This is a genomic window from Aequorivita sediminis (assembly GCF_032080575.2).
Classification (GTDB): Bacteria; Bacteroidota; Bacteroidia; order Flavobacteriales; family Flavobacteriaceae; genus Aequorivita; species Aequorivita sediminis.
On the sequence record NZ_JAVLSO020000002.1, the window covers coordinates 87,930 to 106,437 of the forward strand.

General features: G+C 33.9%; 19 protein-coding genes. 7 read left to right on the top strand and 12 right to left on the bottom strand.

Going from position 1 to position 18,508, the window contains the following annotated elements; all coding sequences use genetic code 11:
• Positions 1-87 precede the first annotated feature (87 nt).
• The 3 genes from RT250_RS03885 to RT250_RS03895 form a co-directional block, all read right to left on the bottom strand.
• Positions 88-1,125 (bottom strand): glycosyltransferase family 9 protein, encoded by a 1,038-nt coding sequence (locus RT250_RS03885; RefSeq protein ID WP_313112336.1) that lies wholly within the window; start codon positions 1,123-1,125, stop codon positions 88-90.
• Between the two features lie 54 nt (positions 1,126-1,179).
• On the bottom strand, positions 1,180-1,788 hold the full coding sequence (locus RT250_RS03890; RefSeq protein ID WP_313112339.1) for a DUF4254 domain-containing protein: 609 nt from the start codon (positions 1,786-1,788) through the stop codon (positions 1,180-1,182).
• Between the two features lie 314 nt (positions 1,789-2,102).
• On the bottom strand, positions 2,103-3,056 hold the full coding sequence (locus RT250_RS03895) for a DUF6427 family protein (protein ID WP_313112340.1): 954 nt from the start codon (positions 3,054-3,056) through the stop codon (positions 2,103-2,105).
• A 40-nt stretch (positions 3,057-3,096) separates the two neighbouring features.
• On the opposite strand from RT250_RS03895, the gene RT250_RS03900 reads away from it, so the two are divergent.
• On the top strand, positions 3,097-3,324 hold the full coding sequence (locus RT250_RS03900) for a DUF6341 family protein (protein ID WP_313112342.1): 228 nt from the start codon (positions 3,097-3,099) through the stop codon (positions 3,322-3,324).
• A 41-nt stretch (positions 3,325-3,365) separates the two neighbouring features.
• On the opposite strand, the gene purD is transcribed toward RT250_RS03900, so the two are convergent.
• Positions 3,366-4,637, bottom strand: a complete 1,272-nt coding sequence (purD, locus tag RT250_RS03905) for a phosphoribosylamine--glycine ligase (RefSeq protein WP_313112344.1) — start codon at positions 4,635-4,637, stop codon at positions 3,366-3,368.
• A gap of 208 nt (positions 4,638-4,845) precedes the next feature.
• Between purD and RT250_RS03910 the strand changes: the two genes are divergently transcribed.
• Together RT250_RS03910 and RT250_RS03915 are read left to right on the top strand one after the other, a co-directional pair.
• On the top strand, positions 4,846-6,153 hold the full coding sequence (locus RT250_RS03910) for a phenylacetate--CoA ligase family protein (protein WP_313112346.1): 1,308 nt from the start codon (positions 4,846-4,848) through the stop codon (positions 6,151-6,153).
• Between the two features lie 12 nt (positions 6,154-6,165).
• Positions 6,166-7,329: a glycosyltransferase family 4 protein gene (locus tag RT250_RS03915; RefSeq protein ID WP_313112347.1), complete on the top strand. Its 1,164-nt coding sequence runs from the start codon at positions 6,166-6,168 to the stop codon at positions 7,327-7,329.
• Here the strand turns inward: RT250_RS03915 and RT250_RS03920 are convergent.
• The 6 genes from RT250_RS03920 to RT250_RS03945 form a co-directional block, all read right to left on the bottom strand.
• Entirely contained in the window at positions 7,326-8,678 is a 1,353-nt protein-coding gene (locus RT250_RS03920; protein WP_313112349.1) for an exopolysaccharide biosynthesis polyprenyl glycosylphosphotransferase, read from the bottom strand. The genes RT250_RS03915 and RT250_RS03920 overlap by 4 nt on opposite strands.
• 2 nt (positions 8,679-8,680) lie before the next feature.
• On the bottom strand, positions 8,681-9,670 hold the full coding sequence (locus RT250_RS03925) for a UDP-glucuronic acid decarboxylase family protein (protein WP_313112351.1): 990 nt from the start codon (positions 9,668-9,670) through the stop codon (positions 8,681-8,683).
• A gap of 106 nt (positions 9,671-9,776) precedes the next feature.
• Complete coding sequence (locus RT250_RS03930) at positions 9,777-11,090, bottom strand: UDP-glucose dehydrogenase family protein (protein ID WP_313112352.1); 1,314 nt, start codon at positions 11,088-11,090, stop codon at positions 9,777-9,779.
• Positions 11,091-11,210: 120 nt separating this feature from the next.
• Positions 11,211-12,455, bottom strand: a complete 1,245-nt coding sequence (locus RT250_RS03935; RefSeq protein ID WP_313112354.1) for an O-antigen ligase family protein — start codon at positions 12,453-12,455, stop codon at positions 11,211-11,213.
• Between the two features lie 355 nt (positions 12,456-12,810).
• Positions 12,811-13,563 (bottom strand): WecB/TagA/CpsF family glycosyltransferase, encoded by a 753-nt coding sequence (locus RT250_RS03940; protein WP_494337394.1) that lies wholly within the window; start codon positions 13,561-13,563, stop codon positions 12,811-12,813.
• Positions 13,564-13,655: 92 nt separating this feature from the next.
• The gene (locus RT250_RS03945; RefSeq protein WP_313112357.1) at positions 13,656-15,152 is read right to left on the bottom strand and encodes a T9SS type A sorting domain-containing protein; all 1,497 of its coding nucleotides are present in this window, start codon (positions 15,150-15,152) and stop codon (positions 13,656-13,658) included.
• Between the two features lie 79 nt (positions 15,153-15,231).
• Here RT250_RS03945 and RT250_RS03950 point away from each other — a divergent pair, with 79 nt between their 5' ends.
• The 4 genes from RT250_RS03950 (at position 15,232) to RT250_RS13615 (ending at position 16,211) form a co-directional block, all read left to right on the top strand.
• Positions 15,232-15,471 (top strand): hypothetical protein, encoded by a 240-nt coding sequence (locus RT250_RS03950; RefSeq protein WP_313112359.1) that lies wholly within the window; start codon positions 15,232-15,234, stop codon positions 15,469-15,471.
• A gap of 69 nt (positions 15,472-15,540) precedes the next feature.
• Positions 15,541-15,834 (top strand): hypothetical protein, encoded by a 294-nt coding sequence (locus RT250_RS03955; protein WP_313112361.1) that lies wholly within the window; start codon positions 15,541-15,543, stop codon positions 15,832-15,834.
• A gap of 75 nt (positions 15,835-15,909) precedes the next feature.
• Positions 15,910-16,107 (top strand): T9SS type A sorting domain-containing protein, encoded by a 198-nt coding sequence (locus RT250_RS13610; RefSeq protein ID WP_353963213.1) that lies wholly within the window; start codon positions 15,910-15,912, stop codon positions 16,105-16,107.
• Complete coding sequence (locus tag RT250_RS13615) at positions 16,104-16,211, top strand: T9SS type A sorting domain-containing protein (protein ID WP_353963214.1); 108 nt, start codon at positions 16,104-16,106, stop codon at positions 16,209-16,211. The genes RT250_RS13610 and RT250_RS13615 overlap by 4 nt, the downstream gene beginning before the upstream one ends.
• Before the next feature lie 15 nt (positions 16,212-16,226).
• Here RT250_RS13615 and RT250_RS03960 read toward each other — a convergent pair whose 3' ends face one another.
• Positions 16,227-17,393, bottom strand: a complete 1,167-nt coding sequence (locus RT250_RS03960) for a hypothetical protein (RefSeq protein WP_313112363.1) — start codon at positions 17,391-17,393, stop codon at positions 16,227-16,229.
• Positions 17,394-17,398: 5 nt separating this feature from the next.
• Positions 17,399-18,214 carry an O-antigen ligase family protein gene (locus RT250_RS03965; protein ID WP_313112364.1) on the bottom strand — a complete coding sequence of 272 codons (816 nt, stop codon included), beginning with the start codon at positions 18,212-18,214 and terminating at the stop codon, positions 17,399-17,401.
• Between the last annotated feature and the right edge of the window lie 294 nt (positions 18,215-18,508).

Consider the following 18,508-nt stretch of genomic DNA (forward strand, 5'->3'; position numbering starts at 1 on the left):
CTCAACTACTGTCAAAAAATCATTGCACAGTGAAGAAATACACAAGCCGAAGTAAAGGAACCATTCGTGGAATTTAAATAAAATAAGCTATTCCAGTACCTCAACAATTTTAATGACAACAGTTTGCGGTGCAATAGTCTTTATTGCATCTTCATACCCTTTCGGAAATTTATTTCCATAAATAGAAGTTGGAATTAAAGGAAATTTTTCTCGGTCAGCAAGTAATTGATTGCTTTCTGGCTGGTTAAAAGGCACAAAACCAGCATACGGATGTGTAACGCCCCAAAGCGTAATTACTGGAATGCCATACATTGCCGCCAAATGACCATTACCACTGTCCATAGAAAGCATTAAGTCTAAATTTGAAATTAGAGCTAACTCTTCTTCAAAGCTTAATTTTCCAGCTACGTTGGTTACATTAGCGAAAGGATTTTCAAGCTTTTTAAGTTGCTCAATTTCCTTCTTTCCTCCGCCAAAAAGAAAGATACGGTATTTATTGGTTTCATCTAGCTCTTGAATAACTTCAGTCATTAAGCTTAAAGGATACATTTTTCCGTCGTGAGCCGCGAAAGGTGCAATGCCAATCAGTTTTTTTTGCTCTACACCAATTAAGCCGTTGAGCTTAGGGGTTAGTTGCTTTTTAGGTGGCGCTACAAATTGATTTAAATCTAACGGAAAGCCAAGTTTTTCAAAAACATCGGCATAACGTTGATGCGTTGTTTTTAATTGCGAAATACTTTTCCCTTTAGCGTTAACCAATACTTTTTTCTCTGCTCTGCCCTTATCAATCTTAACCGATTTAATCCATTTAAAAATCAGATACTTAGTGATTATTTTAGAGCGTATAACATTGTGTAAATCTGCCACAACCTCAACCCCATTGGCTTTTGCTTTTTTAGCAAGCTTAATTAATCCCAAGTTTTTATGTTCGCCGTAAACATCTGCCTCAAGAAAATCTAAATTCTGTATCCCCTCAAAAAAAGGTTTAAAATGCGGTCGGGACGCTACTGTAAGCTTTATATCGGGATAGGTTTGACTGAAAACCCGAAGAATAGGCACCGTCATAGCTACATCCCCCATTGCAGATAGGCGAATTACTAATATATGTTTTGGGTTTTTAGCCATAGGAATAAAGAAACCCTAACAAGTTATTAAAACCTATTAGGGTTGATTGTTAAATTATTTCTTTCCGCGAAGAACTGGATTTAGTTCATCGTCGTTGTACATTTTCATTTGTTTGTACACTTTCATATACTTTCTACCGTGAGCGATATCGTCTAGCAATTGGTTAATTGCAGTACTCAAATCCACACGCTGCTCCAACAGCACATTCAATTTTGCTTTACAAGCCATTTGATGTTCTTGTGATGCATCTTCACGCTCAGCTTCTTCATTCATATGATAAACTTTCAATGCTAAAATTGAAAGACGATCGACACCCCAAGCAGGACTTTCGGTGTTAATAGTAGCATCGTCGTTTACCTCTACATCCTTATATTTTTCTAGAAAATAGCTATCGATATATTCAACCATATCGGTTCTATCCTGATTAGAAGCATCTATCTTACGCTTTAATTTAAGCGCAGCAACAGGATCGATATTCGGGTCGCGGATGATGTCTTCATAGTGCCATTGAACAGTGTCTATCCAACATTTGCGATATAATAGATGTTCTAGTAACTGACTGTCTTTATCGTAAGGATTACTGAAAGGTTGATCTACAGTATTTACTTCGTGGTATTTATTTATAACTTCTGCGAAGATTTTATTGGCTTTGTCTGAAAACATATTTTTTTATTTATCTAAGGTTTTTCGAACCTTGTAGGTTTAATATTGTTACTTAACTTAATTATTACCTAAAAGGCTTTAAAGACCTTGCAGGATAATGCTAAAAACGCTGCCAGAGTACAGGTTAATATCTTCAAATAAGCTCAGACACCGAGCTTATTAGGCGGAACCTATATTGATACCATCACAGGTTTTTGCTTAAAATACAAATGTATCAAATTTTGCCTTAGGATTTAGAAAATGATGTTTAGCTTCTTATCTTGTTATGACGAATAAACGAATATCACTTTCAGTATTTATTGTACAACTGGCTATTATAAAAACATAAATACGAAGGGTAATAAAACAACCATCCAAAGCAGGGTTTCCTTAAATCTATATTCGATAACATCTTCTTTCACAAAACCTTTTGCACCAAAATTTTCGATATAATTGGCTGCTATAATAGCGAGCGGAGCCATTATAAATAAAATTTCAGCTCCTGTTTTCTCTGGACCTAAAAGTGCTACTACAATACTAACCAAACTCACGTAAAACAACAGCAGATAATTTGGTTTACTTTTAGAGGGTATATTCGCAATTTTGGCTGCTCTAGAAATCCCTGCCCATATATAAAAAGCTAGTAATACCGTTACTGGTACCAATATAGATGCCGAATTATAATTTGAAAAGTCCAAGCTAATTTCGTCCCTCCAGCTAAAAAACCAAGCAAACGAATCGTTTGTTAACAATTGATAGGTAGTATTCAAAATTACGACTGCAAAAAAACCAATAAAAGGAATAAGCATTTGCTTATGGTTGGTGTTTGGTTTTTGGATAATTGCGATATACAGAGGAATAAAAAATAGAAGGCTCCAGAAGTAGTACAGGGATGCTGCTGTAATCCAAAAACTTGAGTCTAGAATTTTCTTTTCAGAATTAGTATCACTTCGAAGACTCATTATCCTGCGTAATGCTAATAGGACAAACAAATTTGCAAGGAGTATTTCGTGATTAAGAAAAACAACAGGCAGCATCACCATAAAGCACGAGAAAAACAAAATTGCGAAAGTGTTGTTTTTTGTGAGGTGATTTTTTCGGATGATAAAATCAAACAATAGCAAACTAAACACACTTAATGCAATAAATAAGAAATGTTTAAATAGCGAAGTAGAGCTTACGTCTATATTCGATTCAGAAAACACTCCCAATAAATATCCAAATACTATAATTACAGAGAGTATTAAATAGTTTATAGGATTAGATTTCCCGAAAAAGCTTGTTAACATAGGGTTTTTTTATATTTTTGCTTTCTAAAAGTTTAAAGATATGGCCTTGAAAGATATTTGGGAAGGAATTGCTTCCTTTTTTGAAACCGTTTTATTGAATCCACTAGATGGTATGCGTGACTTTGAATTACAAACTTGGTGGGGCGCTAATATTGTGTCTTGGATATTTCTTATAATTGGATCGGTAGCTTTTGTATACTGGTTAATTCAATTGAAAAAATACGACGAAAACACTGAAGACACTCATACTTACGAGGAAACAGTATAATTGACGTTTATCTATAATCCAATATTTTTAGAGATATTGGATTATAGATCAAACCCAATATCTCTACGATAATTCATCCTATCGAAACTTAGTTTAGCTATGTTTTGATAGGATTTTTTTAGCGCTTTTCTAAAGTCATTATCCATTGAAGTAATTGCAATTACACGTCCTCCATTAGTAAGTACTTTTCCTGCTTCAGATTTAGTTCCAGCGTGAAATACGATTGAGTCTTCTATATTTCCCAATCCTGAAATTTCTTTACCTTTCTCATAATCTTCTGGATATCCTCCCGAAACAAGCATCACAGTTGCAGCCGCTCTTTCATCAATTTCAATATCTATAGTATCAAGCTTTTGACGATATGTAGCTTCCAACACATCTACAAGATCTGTTTTAATTCGCGGGAGAACAACTTCAGTTTCAGGGTCTCCCATTCTAACGTTGTATTCTATTACATACGGTTCGTTATTTACCTTAATTAATCCGATAAAAACAAAGCCTTTATAGTTTATGTTTTCTTCGCTAAGACCATTAACCGTTGGTTTTACAATACGCTCTTCTATTTTTTTCATCAACTCCTCATCTACAAATGGCACTGGAGAGATTGCTCCCATTCCCCCTGTATTTAAGCCTGTGTCACCTTCGCCTATACGTTTGTAATCTTTTGCAGTAGGCAGAACTTTATAATTTTTGCCATCTGTTAATACAAAAACGCTTAGTTCAATTCCATCCAAAAACTCTTCAATAACAACTTTAGAACTAGCTTCCCCAAACTTACTATGGCTAAGCATATTCTCTAGCTCTTGCTTTGCTTCATTAAGGTCGTTTAAGATTAAAACACCTTTTCCTGCCGCCAATCCATCGGCTTTTAAAACATAAGGAGGGTTTAATTTTTCTAAAAATATTTTTCCAGCCTCTAAAGATTCTACGGTAAAACTCTCGTAAGCTGCCGTAGGGATGTTGTGCTGCATCATAAACTCTTTTGCGCGCTGTTTGCTTCCTTCGAGCAAAGCGCCGCGTTTAGAAGGCCCTATAAGCATTACGTTCTTCAATTCTGAAGTTTCAGCAAAGTAATCGGCTACTCCTTGTACTAACGGATCTTCTGGACCAACCACAACCATTTCGATATTGTTTTCAACAACACAATTTTTTATAGCTTCAAAATCGGTTACATTTATTGCTACATTTGTTGCAATTGAAGCTGTACCTGCATTTCCAGGTGCAACAAAAAGATTTGAACAACGTGAGCTCTGTGCTATTTTGTATGCAAATGTATGTTCGCGACCGCCAGAACCAAGGATTAGAATATTCATAGATATATTTTTTATACCTACAAGGTTTTCAAAACCTTGCAGTAAGATTTAATTTTTGGTGATTTAGTTATTTTAAAACACTTTTAGGTTTTAAATTGTACCGAAATCCAAGTGTCAAAAATAATTGTTTGTACCTTGAACCACTAATTTATTTAAAACGAATTTGAGTATTGATAATTTGTTTTTGATTTAAACTGAAAGTAATCATTTGAGACTTTTTGATATTTCACTTTTTCTTAAACGTTTTCCTATAAAGAAAGCCAAGGAGGAATTGCTTCTAACTTCTAAAATAGATGAGGCAAACTACGAGTGTTTTTTGAATAACAAAAAAATTGAAATCGTAAAGCATCATTTATTGCACAATGATTTTTACCGAGATTTGGTTGAAGGGGATTTTAAAAATTGGGAATCACTTCCAATTATGAAAAAAACTGATTTTCAAATTCCTTTACAACAGAGACTCTCCAAAGGTTTTTCAGAAAAGAACATTTATACAAACAAAACTTCAGGTTCGAGTGGTAATCCAATGCGCTTCGCAAAGGACAAATATAGCCATGCGATTACATGGGCCTACCACATGGAACGATTTGGATGGTACGGAATAGACTTCAACACGTCATTGCAAGCACGGTATTACGGAATTCCCTTAGATACCATTGAAAATAAAACTGTTCAACTAAAGGACTTTTTAGCCAAGCGCCATCGATTTTCAATTCTTGACCTTTCTGAAGAAGCTTTAGATAAAATGCTCGAAGTATATAAGCAGAAACCTTTTGATTATATCAATGGTTACACTAGTAGCATTGTTTTATTTGCAAAATATTTAAAGTCTCAAAACATAATATTAAAAGACATTTGCCCAAGTTTAAAAGTCTGTATTGTTACATCTGAAATGCTTTTTGAAGACGACAAAACATTACTTCAAACTCAGTTAGGCATTCCTGTTGTTAATGAATACGGCTGTTCGGAAGTAGGTGTAATAGCCTTCACTAATTTAAACGACGAGTGGGAAGTAGATTCCAAAACACTTTTTATGGAAATTTTGGATGACAATAACAACCCCGTACCTTTAGGTGAGGAGGGAAAAATAGTTATCACTTCATTACACAATAAAGCGCATCCATTTATAAGATATGAAATTGGCGACTATGGAACATTAAGTGAGAAAAGCACTCCGAAAAAGCCTATTTTAAAAAAGTTGTTGGGGAGAACTAATGATTTTGCCATACTTCCAAGTGGAAAAAAAGCAGCTGGCATGACTTTTTACGTAATCACCAAGAAGATTATGGAAGACAGTGGAAACATAAAAGAATTCAAAGTAACCCAACTAACGAAAGATACTTTTGAAATAAATTATGTGAGCGATGATACCTTAACCCCAGAAAAAATTCAAGCTATAACAGAAACTCTTGAGCAGTATTTAGAAAATGGTTTGAATTTTCATTTTAATAGAAGAGAACAATTAGATAGAACAGCAAGTGGAAAACTGAAGCAATTCGTTTCTATGGTCAAATAATTATTCTGTAGTGTGCAAAAAGAAATTCTCTTAATAACAAATTATTTTCCGCCCGAAAAAGGAGCTGCGGCAAACCGAATGCATAGCATTGCAGAGAACTTAGGAAAAGCAGGATATAGGGTTAAAGTAATCTGTCCCCTACCTAACTATCCCAACGGAGAAATATTTGAAGGTTATCGCGGAAAATTGTCAATATCTGAAAAATCTCCTTTCGGGGAAGTTTCGCGTTTATGGACTTGGCCCAGTAATTCTACAAACAAGTTTATTCGGTTGCTTTCAATGCTTTCATTTTCATTGAGCTTAGCGGTATTTTTCCTTTTTAAAAAAACTCCAAAAAAAATATTTATCCAATATTCTCCAGTATTTGTTGGGTTTACAGCAGTTTGTTTGGGGAAAATATTTTCAAAAAAGATCATTCTAAACATATCAGACCTTTGGCCATTAGCAGGTTTGGAAATGGGGATTTTAAACAAAGGGTTTTATTATAAGCTACTTTTAAAAATGGAGCGTTATTGTTACAAGAAATCCAACTTAATTGTAGGTCAGTCTAAAGAAATACTTCAACATATTTCAAAACTAGAAAATAAAAAGCCACTCTTTTTATATCGAAATATTCCGAATTTCAAAGTGCCAAAAATCAGTGATAGAGCTACTTCTAAGGAGGTGAAAATTGTATATGCCGGCTTGTTAGGCGTGGCTCAAGGAATTTTTGAAATCTGTGAAAAAATCACTTTCCCACAAAATGTAAGTTTTCATATCTATGGAGCAGGACCCGATGCAGAAAGGCTAAAATTGTTACAATCTAAAAACGTTTACTTCTATGGGGAAGTCGATAGAGTGGTGCTACATACAGAGCTTGAAAAATACGACATTGCATTTGTTCCTTTAACAAATAGAATATACGGGTCTGTACCTTCAAAAATATTTGAATATACACGCTTAGGACTTCCTATACTTTACTTTGCAGGAGGTGAAGGAGGGAAAATTGTAGCTAAAGAATCTTTGGGTTGGGTAATTCCTGTGAATAACACTAAGAAACTTCAAGAGTTTATTAATACTATTTCCGAAAACGAATTGAATATGTATCCAAAAGAAAAAATTCAGAATACCGCAGTTTCAGTATTTAATTTTGAAAAACAATTTAAGGCATTTATAAGCGCAATTGAAACTGTTTAATACGCTTTTTCTTCTCCTCTTAGAGCATTGTAAATTGTTTGAAATACAATTTTTATATCCAAAAATAAGCTCCAATTTTCAAGATAAAAAATATCGTATTTCACACGATTAATGATATCACTTTCACTCTCTACCTCTCCTCTAAATCCGCTTACTTGTGCTAAGCCTGTAATTCCTGGTTTAATAAAATGACGAACCATAAATTTGTCTATACGCTCTGCATACATGTGCGTATGGCTCACCATATGCGGTCTTGGCCCCACAACAGACATTTCACCTTTCAGAACATTGATAAACTGCGGCAGTTCATCCATGCTCGTTTTTCTAATTATTCGCCCTACTCGAGTAACCCGCTCATCCCCTTTTTTAATCTGATGTAAATCGGCCATAGGATTTGGTTTCATCGATCGGAACTTATAACAGTAAAATTCTTTGTAATCCAAACCGTTTCTTTTCTGTTTAAAAAACACTGGACCTTTCGACTCCAGTTTTATAAATAAGCCTAAAAGTGGTGTAAGCCATGAAAGTACCCCAACAATTACTAGTATTGAAAGTATAATATCAAAACCACGTTTTATAAACTTATTAAACGGTTCATCCATCGGAATTTTTCGCATAGAAAGGATTGGAAGTACTCCGTAATATGTGAAATCAAGTTTTTTGGTATATATCTCCTTGTTATCGGGAAGGAACTTTAATATTTTAAGGTTGTTATCCACAAAATCTATTAGCTTTATTAAATCCTTATTTCCTATTTCTGCAACCGAAGAATACACCTCGTCGATATTTTCTTTAAGAATGTAATCCATACATTCTTCTATAGAAGTTTTATTGGGTCCTTTTAAATCAAATGTTTTAACTAGTTGATACCCGTATACTGGATTTTCGTTAAAAAACTTTCTTAGCTGATCTGTTTTTTGGTTAAGACCGATAATCACCACCTTTCGAACGTTTCCGCCTAAGTATAGTCGATATTTTTTTAGAAGAAAATATATTCCAAACTTCACTATTGATATGCTTAGCATTACAACAACTATATATTTGAAAATAAGTGATGCTGAAACTTCTATATTGTTATAAAACCCAAAGAAGGAGAATACGATTAACGCCAAAATTATCCCTTGCTTACCTAGCAAAGACAATATTTTTGACATATGTGTAAAACGATAGATTTCATAAAATCCTGATCGTAGCGAAAGTAATATCCAAGCGAAGGTTAGGTAAATAATAAAGTTAAATAGCGGAATGCTATCTTTAAAAAACTCGAAAGCCAAAAAATAGAGTAATACAAGATCTAGTCCGTATGAAATAGGCCTTATAAATCCAGAATATCGTCCGCTTTTAAACATACTTACCCTCTATTGTGTTTTGAAAAATCTTTGTGTTCGCTTTTAAAGAGTTCTTCTGGTGATAAATTTTTAAAATATTCAAAGGTAATTCGCATACCTTCTGCTCGTGGCACTTTTGGCTCCCATCCTAGTACTTCTTTCGCTTTAGAAATGTTTGGTTCACGCTGTAAAGGATCGTCTTGAGGTAAAGGTTTAAAAACAATCTTTTGACTTGTGTTCGTAAGTTTTATAATTTCTTTTGCGAAATCAAGAATTGTAATTTCTTCAGGATTCCCAATGTTTACAGGTAACGCATAATCGCTAAGCAGGAGGCGGTATAAGCCTTCAACTTGATCGTCTACATAACAAAACGAACGAGTTTGTAATCCATCCCCAAATACGGTTAGGTCTTCTCCACGCAGCGCTTGACCTATAAAAGCAGGAATAACACGACCGTCGTTCAATCGCATTCTTGGACCATAAGTATTGAAAATTCTAGCAATTCGCGTTTGTAAACCATGGAATCGGTGATACGCCATGGTTAACGATTCCTGAAATCTTTTTGCTTCGTCATAAACTCCGCGAGGACCAATGGTATTTACATTGCCATAATATTCTTCCGATTGTGGATGAACCAATGGGTCGCCATAAACTTCAGAAGTCGATGCTATTAATATTCTAGCTTTTTTCTCTTTTGCTAATCCCAAAAGGTTATGAGTCCCTAATGAACCAACTTTTAAAGTTTGGATAGGGATTTTTAAGTAGTCTATCGGACTAGCAGGAGAAGCGAAATGAAGAATATAATCTACTTTTCCAGGTACGTGCACAAACTTTGTAACATCGTGATGGTAAAACTCGAAGTCTTCAAGTTTAAAGAGATGTTCTAAGTTTTTTAGATCACCAGTAATAAGATTATCCATTGCGATAACGTGGAAGTCTTCAGCAATAAATTTATCACATAGATGTGAGCCTAAAAACCCGGCAGCACCTGTTATAAGCACGCGCTTTTTCATCTGAATAAATTATTTGAGAAAAAGTAATGCTTCGATTTCGCGCTACATAGGGATAGAATACCCCAACTTACATTTTCTATTATATTATAATTGAATATCGTGCACATCATAAGTTCACTGCTTTTCTCCCAATTGAAACATAAGTAAACCCTTCTGCTTCCATATCGTTTACATTGTATAGGTTTCTTCCGTCGAAAATCACAGGGTTATTCAATGAGTTTTTTAATCTAGAATAATCAGGGGTACGGAAAATACTCCATTCTGTACAAATTAAAAGTGCATCTGCCCCCTCAAGTGCTTCGTACATCGATTCTGAATAATGTAATTTATCTCCAAAGCGTTTTTTGATGTTAGGCATTGCTTCCGGATCAAACACCTGAAGTTTCGCATTTAATTCCAACAAGCCATTCATCATATCGATAGATGGTGCTTCGCGAATATCGTCTGTTTCTGGTTTAAAAGCCAAGCCCCATACTGCAATGGTCTTTCCTTTTAAATCGTTGTTAAAAAACTTCTCGATTTTTGGTAGCAAAATTATTTTTTGGTCTGAATTGATTTCTAAAACTGAATTCAGAATTTTAAAATTGTAGTTTTCATCTGCTCCAGCCTTTTTTAGCGCTTTAACATCCTTTGGAAAACAAGATCCTCCGTATCCTATTCCAGGGAATAAAAATCGCTTTCCAATACGGCTGTCTGTACCCATTCCTGCACGAACTTTATCTACATCTGCACCTACTTTTTCGCAATAATTTGCGATTTCATTCATAAAGGTAATCTTAGTAGCTAAAAATGCATTAGATGCATATTTTGTAAGCTCTGCCGACTTTTCGTCCATAACGATTATTGGATTCCCTGAGCGCACAAAAGGGCTGTAAAGTCGTTTCATTAACGCTGTAGCTCTTTCACTGCTAGAACCAATTATTATACGTTCTGGTTTCATAAAATCGTCTACTGCAAAACCTTCTCGTAAAAACTCAGGGTTGGATACTACATCAAACTCACAAGAAGCATGTTTTGCAATTATAGCATATACTTTTTCTGCAGTACCTACTGGCACCGTACTCTTATCTACAATTACTTTATAATCTGTGATTTTTTTTCCTATTTGTTCAGCTACATTTAATACATAAGACAAATCTGCAGCTCCATCTTCATTTTCCGGCGTTGGCAGCGCTAAAAAAACGATTTCAGCGTGTGCTAGCCCTTCATCTAGTGAAGTTGTAAATCTTAATCGATTTGCTTTAATATTTCTTTCAAAAAGAAGTTCTAGGTGCGGTTCATAAATAGGCACTTCACCATTGCGCATTCTTTCTACCTTAGCCTCATCGATATCTACACAAATAACTTCGTTCCCTGTTTCGGCAAGACAAGTTCCTGTTACTAAACCAACATATCCTGTTCCTATTACTGAAATTCTCATATTTATTCCTTCCGTTGTTATTTACCCTAAACGCTTTTAATTTAAAAAAGTGCTTAAGGATATTGAAAACGGTATTTTTTTAGATTTATTAATTTGCAAAAATACTATTTGCAAATCTTTTTATTCGATTTTTGCTTTGTTGTTTTTAAGGTGATTAGCACTTGATGTTAAAGCAATAATAATATACCCCAAATAATAGGCTCCAATCTGCCTGTGAAATACATTTTCAACCATACAATACACTATCAAAATTGTAAGCATTGCTGTGGGAAAAAATTGTTTTCTAACGCTTAAAAAGCTAAAGCATATAAATACTAAAAACAACAACACCGCAATAAAGCCCGCACTTAAATAAAAGTCTAGAAATTGATTATGGGTATTGTATCGTTTTGTAGTAAAGCGTTCGCGTTTTTCAGGATTTGAAATTTGCGAATCGTAACAAGACACAAGCTTTTCCTTAGTATTATAAAATCCTATTCCGTTAAATGGAACCTCATCGTTATTTATTATTTGTTGCGCGCATCCCCAAACCACTGCTCTAAGCTCGTAAGTAAGTGAGTTTTCTATAAATGCCGGCGGATTATTTTTGCTTTCTTTAATACTAGTTTCAAAATCGGTGTCACTTTTTATCATAAAAAATAGCGCCACTACTGCTGCAATAGCCCCGAGTGCAATGGCAACTTTCCAAATTTTACGTTGCCCATAAAACTGCCTTACCAACAATAATACAAACAAGGCAACCATTGCAATTTTAGAAGCCATTAATACGATGAAAATCGCATTAACCAATATGTTTGCTAAGTAGTAATTATTGTTAGGGTGATATTTCTTTTTAATTGCTTGAAAAGAGATTAATATACTGAATGTACTTAGCATGCCTAAATACAACCTGTCTATCAATAAAGATTCAACAACTTGAGGGGATTCCCCTAAGGAGAAACTTCCCGTAGCATCGGTTATTAAAACAAAGTTATATACTGAAAAGATGATAGCCGCCAAGGCCGAAAAAATGATGGCACTGTTAATTTTTCCAGCCCATCCAGAAGACGGATTCATATCGGATACAGGAATATAAAGCACCGCCAATCCTAAGGCAACCATTACTTTATTAATAACAGTAATATCTTCATCAAATCGACCTGCAAAATACGAGTTGATTAGTAGATAGACTATTAACCCAAGAAAGGCAAGAATAGGAAGCGATTTAAGTTTCTTAAAATCATCTTTCTTAACTACAAATGGAAAAGCAATAACTAAAACTGCTACTAAAATGTTTGGAAGTACCCTTATATAATTATCAAAAGGGATAATGAGGTATAGCAGCAAAAAGGCAAATGGGTATATGGCAGAGAGCAGAATCCTCATTGTGTATTTTGTATTTTTTATTAATGTCTAACAATGACGCACGTTGTACGACTAAAATTATAACAACCTGCTCGTTAAATTACTATAGTTTTTTATACAATTAAAGTGTTACGCATAAATCATAATTTCAAGAGCATGCTGTCAAACTTTTTATTAATTCGCTAAAAGTGTACGATAATTGAAACAAATATTTCTTTAAGGTATTTTAATGAGACACTACTATATTTTTAAAAAATTTAGGGGAAGATAGGAAAGTCTTGGGAGAAAATAGTAGTGAGAGGCGAGTTTTTAGTGGTGAGTCCCCCTCCAGCTCCCCCAAAGGGGAAGCGCGAATGCAGTAATGAACTTTTTAAGCTTATTTAGAAAATCGCTCTTTCATTACGAGATAGATGAACTTTGAATTGCCAACTAAGTAGCGTTTCCACATACGTTTTGGTTCTTGTAAAAAACGATAGAACCACTCTAGTCCTGCGTTTTGCATCCAAATTGGGGCTCTTTTCGTTTTCCCAGCAAACACGTCGAAACTACCGCCTACGCCCATTATTAGGTTTACATTTTTAAGAACGTCTCTGTATTTATATAGAAAATTCTCTTTTATAGGTGAGGAAATCGCTACAAAAAGCATTTGAGTTCCACTATCAGCTATTTGGTGAGCAATCGCCTCCTCTTCTGAGGCTTCAAAGTACCCATTTCTATATCCAGCAATAATATTAGGACTATAGGTTTCAGAATATTCTTCAACTACCGTTTTCACCACTTCTTCCTTAGCTCCGAAAAGAAAAATTTTATAATTATTCCTATGCGCCATATCCACAAGATTAGCCATAAGGTCGATACCTGCAACACGTTCTTTAAGTGGTTTTCCTAAAAAATTTGAAGCCCATACTACAGCTTGTCCATCTGCATTAATGATATCTGATTCGTTTACGCTTTTACGAAGCTCAGAATCTTTCTGCATGGCTACAACTTTGCCTGCGTTGACAACTACGTGATGAAGTTGCTCACCTTTATTAATTTTTTCCTGCACCAAAGCAAGAGTTTCCTGCATGGAGAGGTTGTTTATAGCGGTGTTTAGGATGTGGATTCTAGTGTTTGACAAAATGTGCATTGAAAATTTGCGCAAATATACTTCTAATTGAAGATAAAGGAGTTGAATATTGGAGTATAAAAAGGGGAAACTTTTCGTAATGGCCAATTCGGCTATCTCTTTACGACTTTCTTTGTTTGAATTTGCCCATTCTCAGAAAATATTTTCACAAAATATAACCCTCGATCTAATAGTGAAATATCCATTTCTGGTTCTCCTATATTTGATAATAATATTTGGCCTAATTCATTGTAAATTTGAATTTTATTTATTTTATCAGGATAATTAATTTTTATTAATCCGCTTGTAGGGTTTGGATAAATAGCAATTTTTCTCTTTTTGAAATCTCTAACGTTTACCGTTTCATCAAACACAAACACACTTGTTTCACCTCTTTGGAGGGTTGTTTCACCACTACTTTGCGCACCTATCACTACTGTATTACCAGAAGAATTAAGGGCAACAGCTTGGCCTAATAACTGCGAATTACTAGTGCCATTAATATCCTGACCCCACTGGGTCCAACCTACGGTTTCATCATATTTATATATTTTCACTTTTCCGGCGGCTGGTTCAATTTCACTATTTAAATAAGCCCCAACTGCTAAGGTATTACCAACATCATCTAAACTAACTGCATAACCAAAACGAGAATGTTGTACGCCATTGAGGTCACCACCAACTTGTATCCACCCATCTATATTATTGTATTTATATACCTTAACTTGTCCAGCATTTAATCCATTGTCATCGTTTTGTGGCGCTCCGATTGCAATTACAGAACCATCGGAATTTATTGAAATTGAGTACCCTAATTCATCTTCGGCATTTTCGCCCAAAAAATCTTCTCCTAATTGAATCCATTCATTATTATTAAGTTCATAAACTTTAGCTTGACCCGAATTATCACCATTACTACTATTAAAAGGAGCTCCAACTATTACCCGTGATCCATCATCATTTATCATTATTGAATAGCCGAATTCATCAAATTTAGCATCACCAACAATATCGTTGCCAATTTGCACCCATCCATTAATAGCGTCAAAATCATACACTCTAACAAAACCAATATGAACTCCAAATTCTTGTGTGGCACCAATTGCTACTCTAGTACCATCAGCATTTAAACTAATAGAACTGCCAAATTTATCCATATCTAATGTTCCAAGAATATCACCACCCTTTTGAACCCAATTGAATGTTTGGGTATTTTCATAGATTTGGACATAACCAGTATTCGGTGATGATCCGTAATTCATTATTGCACCAATAGCTACAATAGAGCCATCTGAACTTAGAGAGACCGAGGTGCCAAAATAGTTAGAGGATCCCTGACCATAAATATCATATCCTATTTGATACCAACCTAACGTATCAAAATATTCATAAACTCTTACTTGACCTGAATTAGTTCCATTTCCATCATTTCGTTCCGCACCAATAGCAATCCGCAAACCATTAGAAGTAATACTAACATCACGACTAGAATAATCATAAGCGCTACTTCCAGGAATTGCATTTCCTAATTGTACCCAACTTTGCCCATAACTGGACATTAAAGTTAAAAACAATGAAACTAGAAAAATCTTACTGTGTAAATTATTCATCACGTTAAATATAAATTGATTGTGAAAATAAGACTTATAATATATTTTATCGTAGATAACTTCTTTTAAATCAACAATAGTGAAGTCAACTATTTTTATAATAATACTTTTATCTGCAGTTTGCCATAGCCAGATTATCAATTTTCCAGACAACAATTTTAAAAATGCGCTATTGAACCACAATCCTGTTATCGATTTAAATGGAGATGGTGAAGTTCAAATTTCCGAAGCTGAATATGCTACTCAAATATCCATTAGTTATCAACCCATCGCCTCTTTAGAAGGTATTCAATATTTTACGGCTTTGGAAAAATTATAGTACTCACAGAATTATTAATCTCCGGTATATATTACAGAAATAGATTTAAGTAATAATATACATTTAAAATTGCTAGAACTTGATCGTAATCGTCTTGATTTTATTGATTTAAGTGAAAACATAAACCTCGAACAGCTAAATCTTAGTGGTAATCCTCTCAATGCTCTAGACTTATCTAATAATATAAACTTAGAAATACTTCGCCTTTATAATATGGTTGAACTAGGAGGCTCTGGCATTAGTGATTTAGATTTATCTGCAAATTCTAACCTACAAGAAGTTGGGGTTGCAAATTCGAATTTATCATTTTTGAATATCCAGAATGGCAATATTATAAACTTGGAAGATTTAAATGTTCTCTAGAATCCTCTACTTTCATATATTCAAGTTGATGATGAAAATTATATTTATCCTGATTGTGTCTTTACGGGAAATAGTATGGAAGGGTGGTGTATAGATTCTCACACGACATTAAAGGAGGTTTGCGCTTTGAATATTGAAGATGAAACTATTCAAACAATTAAAATTTATCCGAATCCTGTTTATGACGTTTTAAATATCAATTCAAATTATGACCTTAAAAGTGTCCAAATTTTTAACACTATGGGGCAAAAAGTGTTTTCTATAGAAACTTGAACGGAAGGGAGGTAATTGTTGCCGATCTGCAAAGTGGCGTTTATTTTATTGAATTCGTTGATGATCAGAATAACAGTGCCGTTAAAAAGATTATTAAGGAATAGAAAATTAAAAGCCCGCTATGACTTTGGAAAAGATTTTAATATTGGGGAGCTTTCGTAAATCGATATTGCTTTTTGAAAAACAATCATATATATGGCAACAGAAGCATTTTCGAAAAAATTGCCTGATAAAAATACAATTATAAGCAGTACACAAACTGTATATATGCCTACAATTGAAAGCTTAAATAATACAAATTCTTTATAATAAATAAATAGATAAAGTAAGCCCCCAAGAATTCCCCAGAAATAAAAAACATCGAGAAAGCCCATTTGGGTTCGCGAATAAATATCATCATATCCACCAAATAAATAATTCACCCAAGTCCATTCTTGTTGTATAAATGGTAAAGTTTCTTCTAAAAGAAGTTCATTCCTCATACTAAGAATAGAAGTTATCAAGCCTTCTTCTTCTCTTATTTCGTTAAAAATTCCGAATTGAAAGAAAAACATATAAAACAGTAATAAGCCTATACCTAGAAACCCGAAAACAATCATTTTCTGCTTCCTAGGTGAAAGTGTTGAATAAAATATAAAATAGGCTAATAGGGTTGCTATCAATCCTAACAACGCTCCTTTAGTTCCAAGTAATACTGTTGCGATAATCAAAAGGTAAGTGCTCCATTTTTTAAAAAAATCTACTTTGTACCACAACAAAAAACACAACTGGCCAATAACATAGAAGTATGTAGCAGTTGCAGAAACATTTAAAAGGCCACTAAAACCAAATCTCCCCCATTTATACGTATAGAACCAATCTATATCAAAAATGAAACCTAGAAGAATTAGAACACTATTAACAATTAAAACGATTCTAAAAGTATTAAACAATAACCCCCAAGTTTCTCTAGTAGAATTAAATTTGTTGAACAAAATAAGCAGTGCAATGGGAAACAAATATTTAGAAAAAGTGAGAATCATCTCACTTTTAAATCCATAGGTGATTGTCCATTGTCCTAAAAAAAATATTAATCCTAAAATTAGAAACCAAATAGACTTTTTCCAATATTTCAATAAATACGGAGTAATAAGCAATAGAATAGAAAACTTAACCCACTTTGCAATATCTGACTTATCTACCCATCCTTTCTCAGCTATTTTGCCAAAGCCTTCGGATAAGAATATCAATACAAGAAATATTGAGGGTAACCAGCTACTATATGTTTTTTGTTTGATGAGATTCATGATTATTACAGCTTTGAATTCTCGGCATTTTTATGACAAAAGAAAAGTCCTAAAAATAGTGAAAAGGTGGTTACACCAATTTGTTGTTCGAAAACCGATTCGGTAATAAAAAATATTGAAAAAATTAAAACAAATGATAATAAGGGTAGGTTTTTATGCCTTATAGCATAGGTAAAGACATAAACTATCAGAAAGATCAATACAAGTAACCCTATTAATCCTCCTGCAATTAGGGTTTGTAAATATTGATTATGCGCATGGTACCCCAAATCTTTTCCAAAGAAACTTTTTTGATAGTAACATTCCTGTAACAAGGCATTACTATTTACTAATCCTAACCCCAACACTTTAATGTCGTTATTCTTGAACACTTCAAGCGCACAATTCCAAATAACAAAGCGGTTTTCTAAATCAGATTTGTTTTCAATATTAGCCGTATACAGGTTTTCGACTCTTTCGGATAAATAGCCGTTCAAGGTAAGTATAACAAGTAATATTGAAATGATAGAAGCATAAAAAATAGCTTTCTTATACTTTCTTTTACGGAATTGATTAATTACAATCACAACAATGAGAAGTACTAAAGCAAGAAAGGCTATTCTCGTTGAAATTAAAAATAACAGCACAATCAAATACAGAGACTGCCCTAAATACAAGAGGTGGTATTTTGTTTTAAAGCTTTCTTTGAATAGTTTACTAAATGAAAATGAAAAGGCAATCACCGTTAAATAAGCAAATGAGGTAGTATGGATTTTAAGTGCTCTACCAAAAGCGTCGAAAAACAATTTATTTTCTACTTGTATATAGTATAAGTAGAGCATTTTTAAGAAGCCTATAAAACTGAAAAGTATAACAGCAATTACAAAATTTCTTTTTATCGTTTCCAAGTTTTTAGAATCCAATCCTTCACCCAAAAAAAACAAGAGTGGAATTACTATAAAATATAACGGCCTTGTTATTTTATTATTAAGAAAGTCGTTTTCGTATATAAATGAAGATATGAAGACGGAAAGGACAAAAATACATAGCATTATAATAATACTTTTTTGGGCATTAGTCATCGTCTGCAGTCCTTGAGAAATATTAAAATAAACTACAAGCAAACTAACAACCAC

Bases quoted from the DNA above. Each gene is read 5' to 3' on its own strand.
- RT250_RS03885 (WP_313112336.1), bottom strand. From the start codon at position 1,125: ATGGCTAAAAACCCAAAACATATATTAGTAATTCGCCTATCTGCAATG.
- RT250_RS03890 (WP_313112339.1), bottom strand. From the start codon at position 1,788: ATGTTTTCAGACAAAGCCAATAAAATCTTCGCAGAAGTTATAAATAAA.
- RT250_RS03895 (WP_313112340.1), bottom strand. From the start codon at position 3,056: ATGTTAACAAGCTTTTTCGGGAAATCTAATCCTATAAACTATTTAATA.
- RT250_RS03900 (WP_313112342.1), top strand. From the start codon at position 3,097: ATGGCCTTGAAAGATATTTGGGAAGGAATTGCTTCCTTTTTTGAAACC.
- purD (WP_313112344.1), bottom strand. From the start codon at position 4,637: ATGAATATTCTAATCCTTGGTTCTGGCGGTCGCGAACATACATTTGCA.
- RT250_RS03920 (WP_313112349.1), bottom strand. From the start codon at position 8,678: ATGTTTAAAAGCGGACGATATTCTGGATTTATAAGGCCTATTTCATAC.
- RT250_RS03925 (WP_313112351.1), bottom strand. From the start codon at position 9,670: ATGAAAAAGCGCGTGCTTATAACAGGTGCTGCCGGGTTTTTAGGCTCA.
- RT250_RS03930 (WP_313112352.1), bottom strand. From the start codon at position 11,090: ATGAGAATTTCAGTAATAGGAACAGGATATGTTGGTTTAGTAACAGGA.
- RT250_RS03935 (WP_313112354.1), bottom strand. From the start codon at position 12,455: ATGAGGATTCTGCTCTCTGCCATATACCCATTTGCCTTTTTGCTGCTA.
- RT250_RS03940 (WP_494337394.1), bottom strand. From the start codon at position 13,563: ATGCACATTTTGTCAAACACTAGAATCCACATCCTAAACACCGCTATA.
- RT250_RS03945 (WP_313112357.1), bottom strand. From the start codon at position 15,152: ATGAATAATTTACACAGTAAGATTTTTCTAGTTTCATTGTTTTTAACT.
- RT250_RS13610 (WP_353963213.1), top strand. From the start codon at position 15,910: ATGGAAGGGTGGTGTATAGATTCTCACACGACATTAAAGGAGGTTTGC.
- RT250_RS03960 (WP_313112363.1), bottom strand. From the start codon at position 17,393: ATGAATCTCATCAAACAAAAAACATATAGTAGCTGGTTACCCTCAATA.
- RT250_RS03965 (WP_313112364.1), bottom strand. From the start codon at position 18,214: ATGCTCTACTTATACTATATACAAGTAGAAAATAAATTGTTTTTCGAC.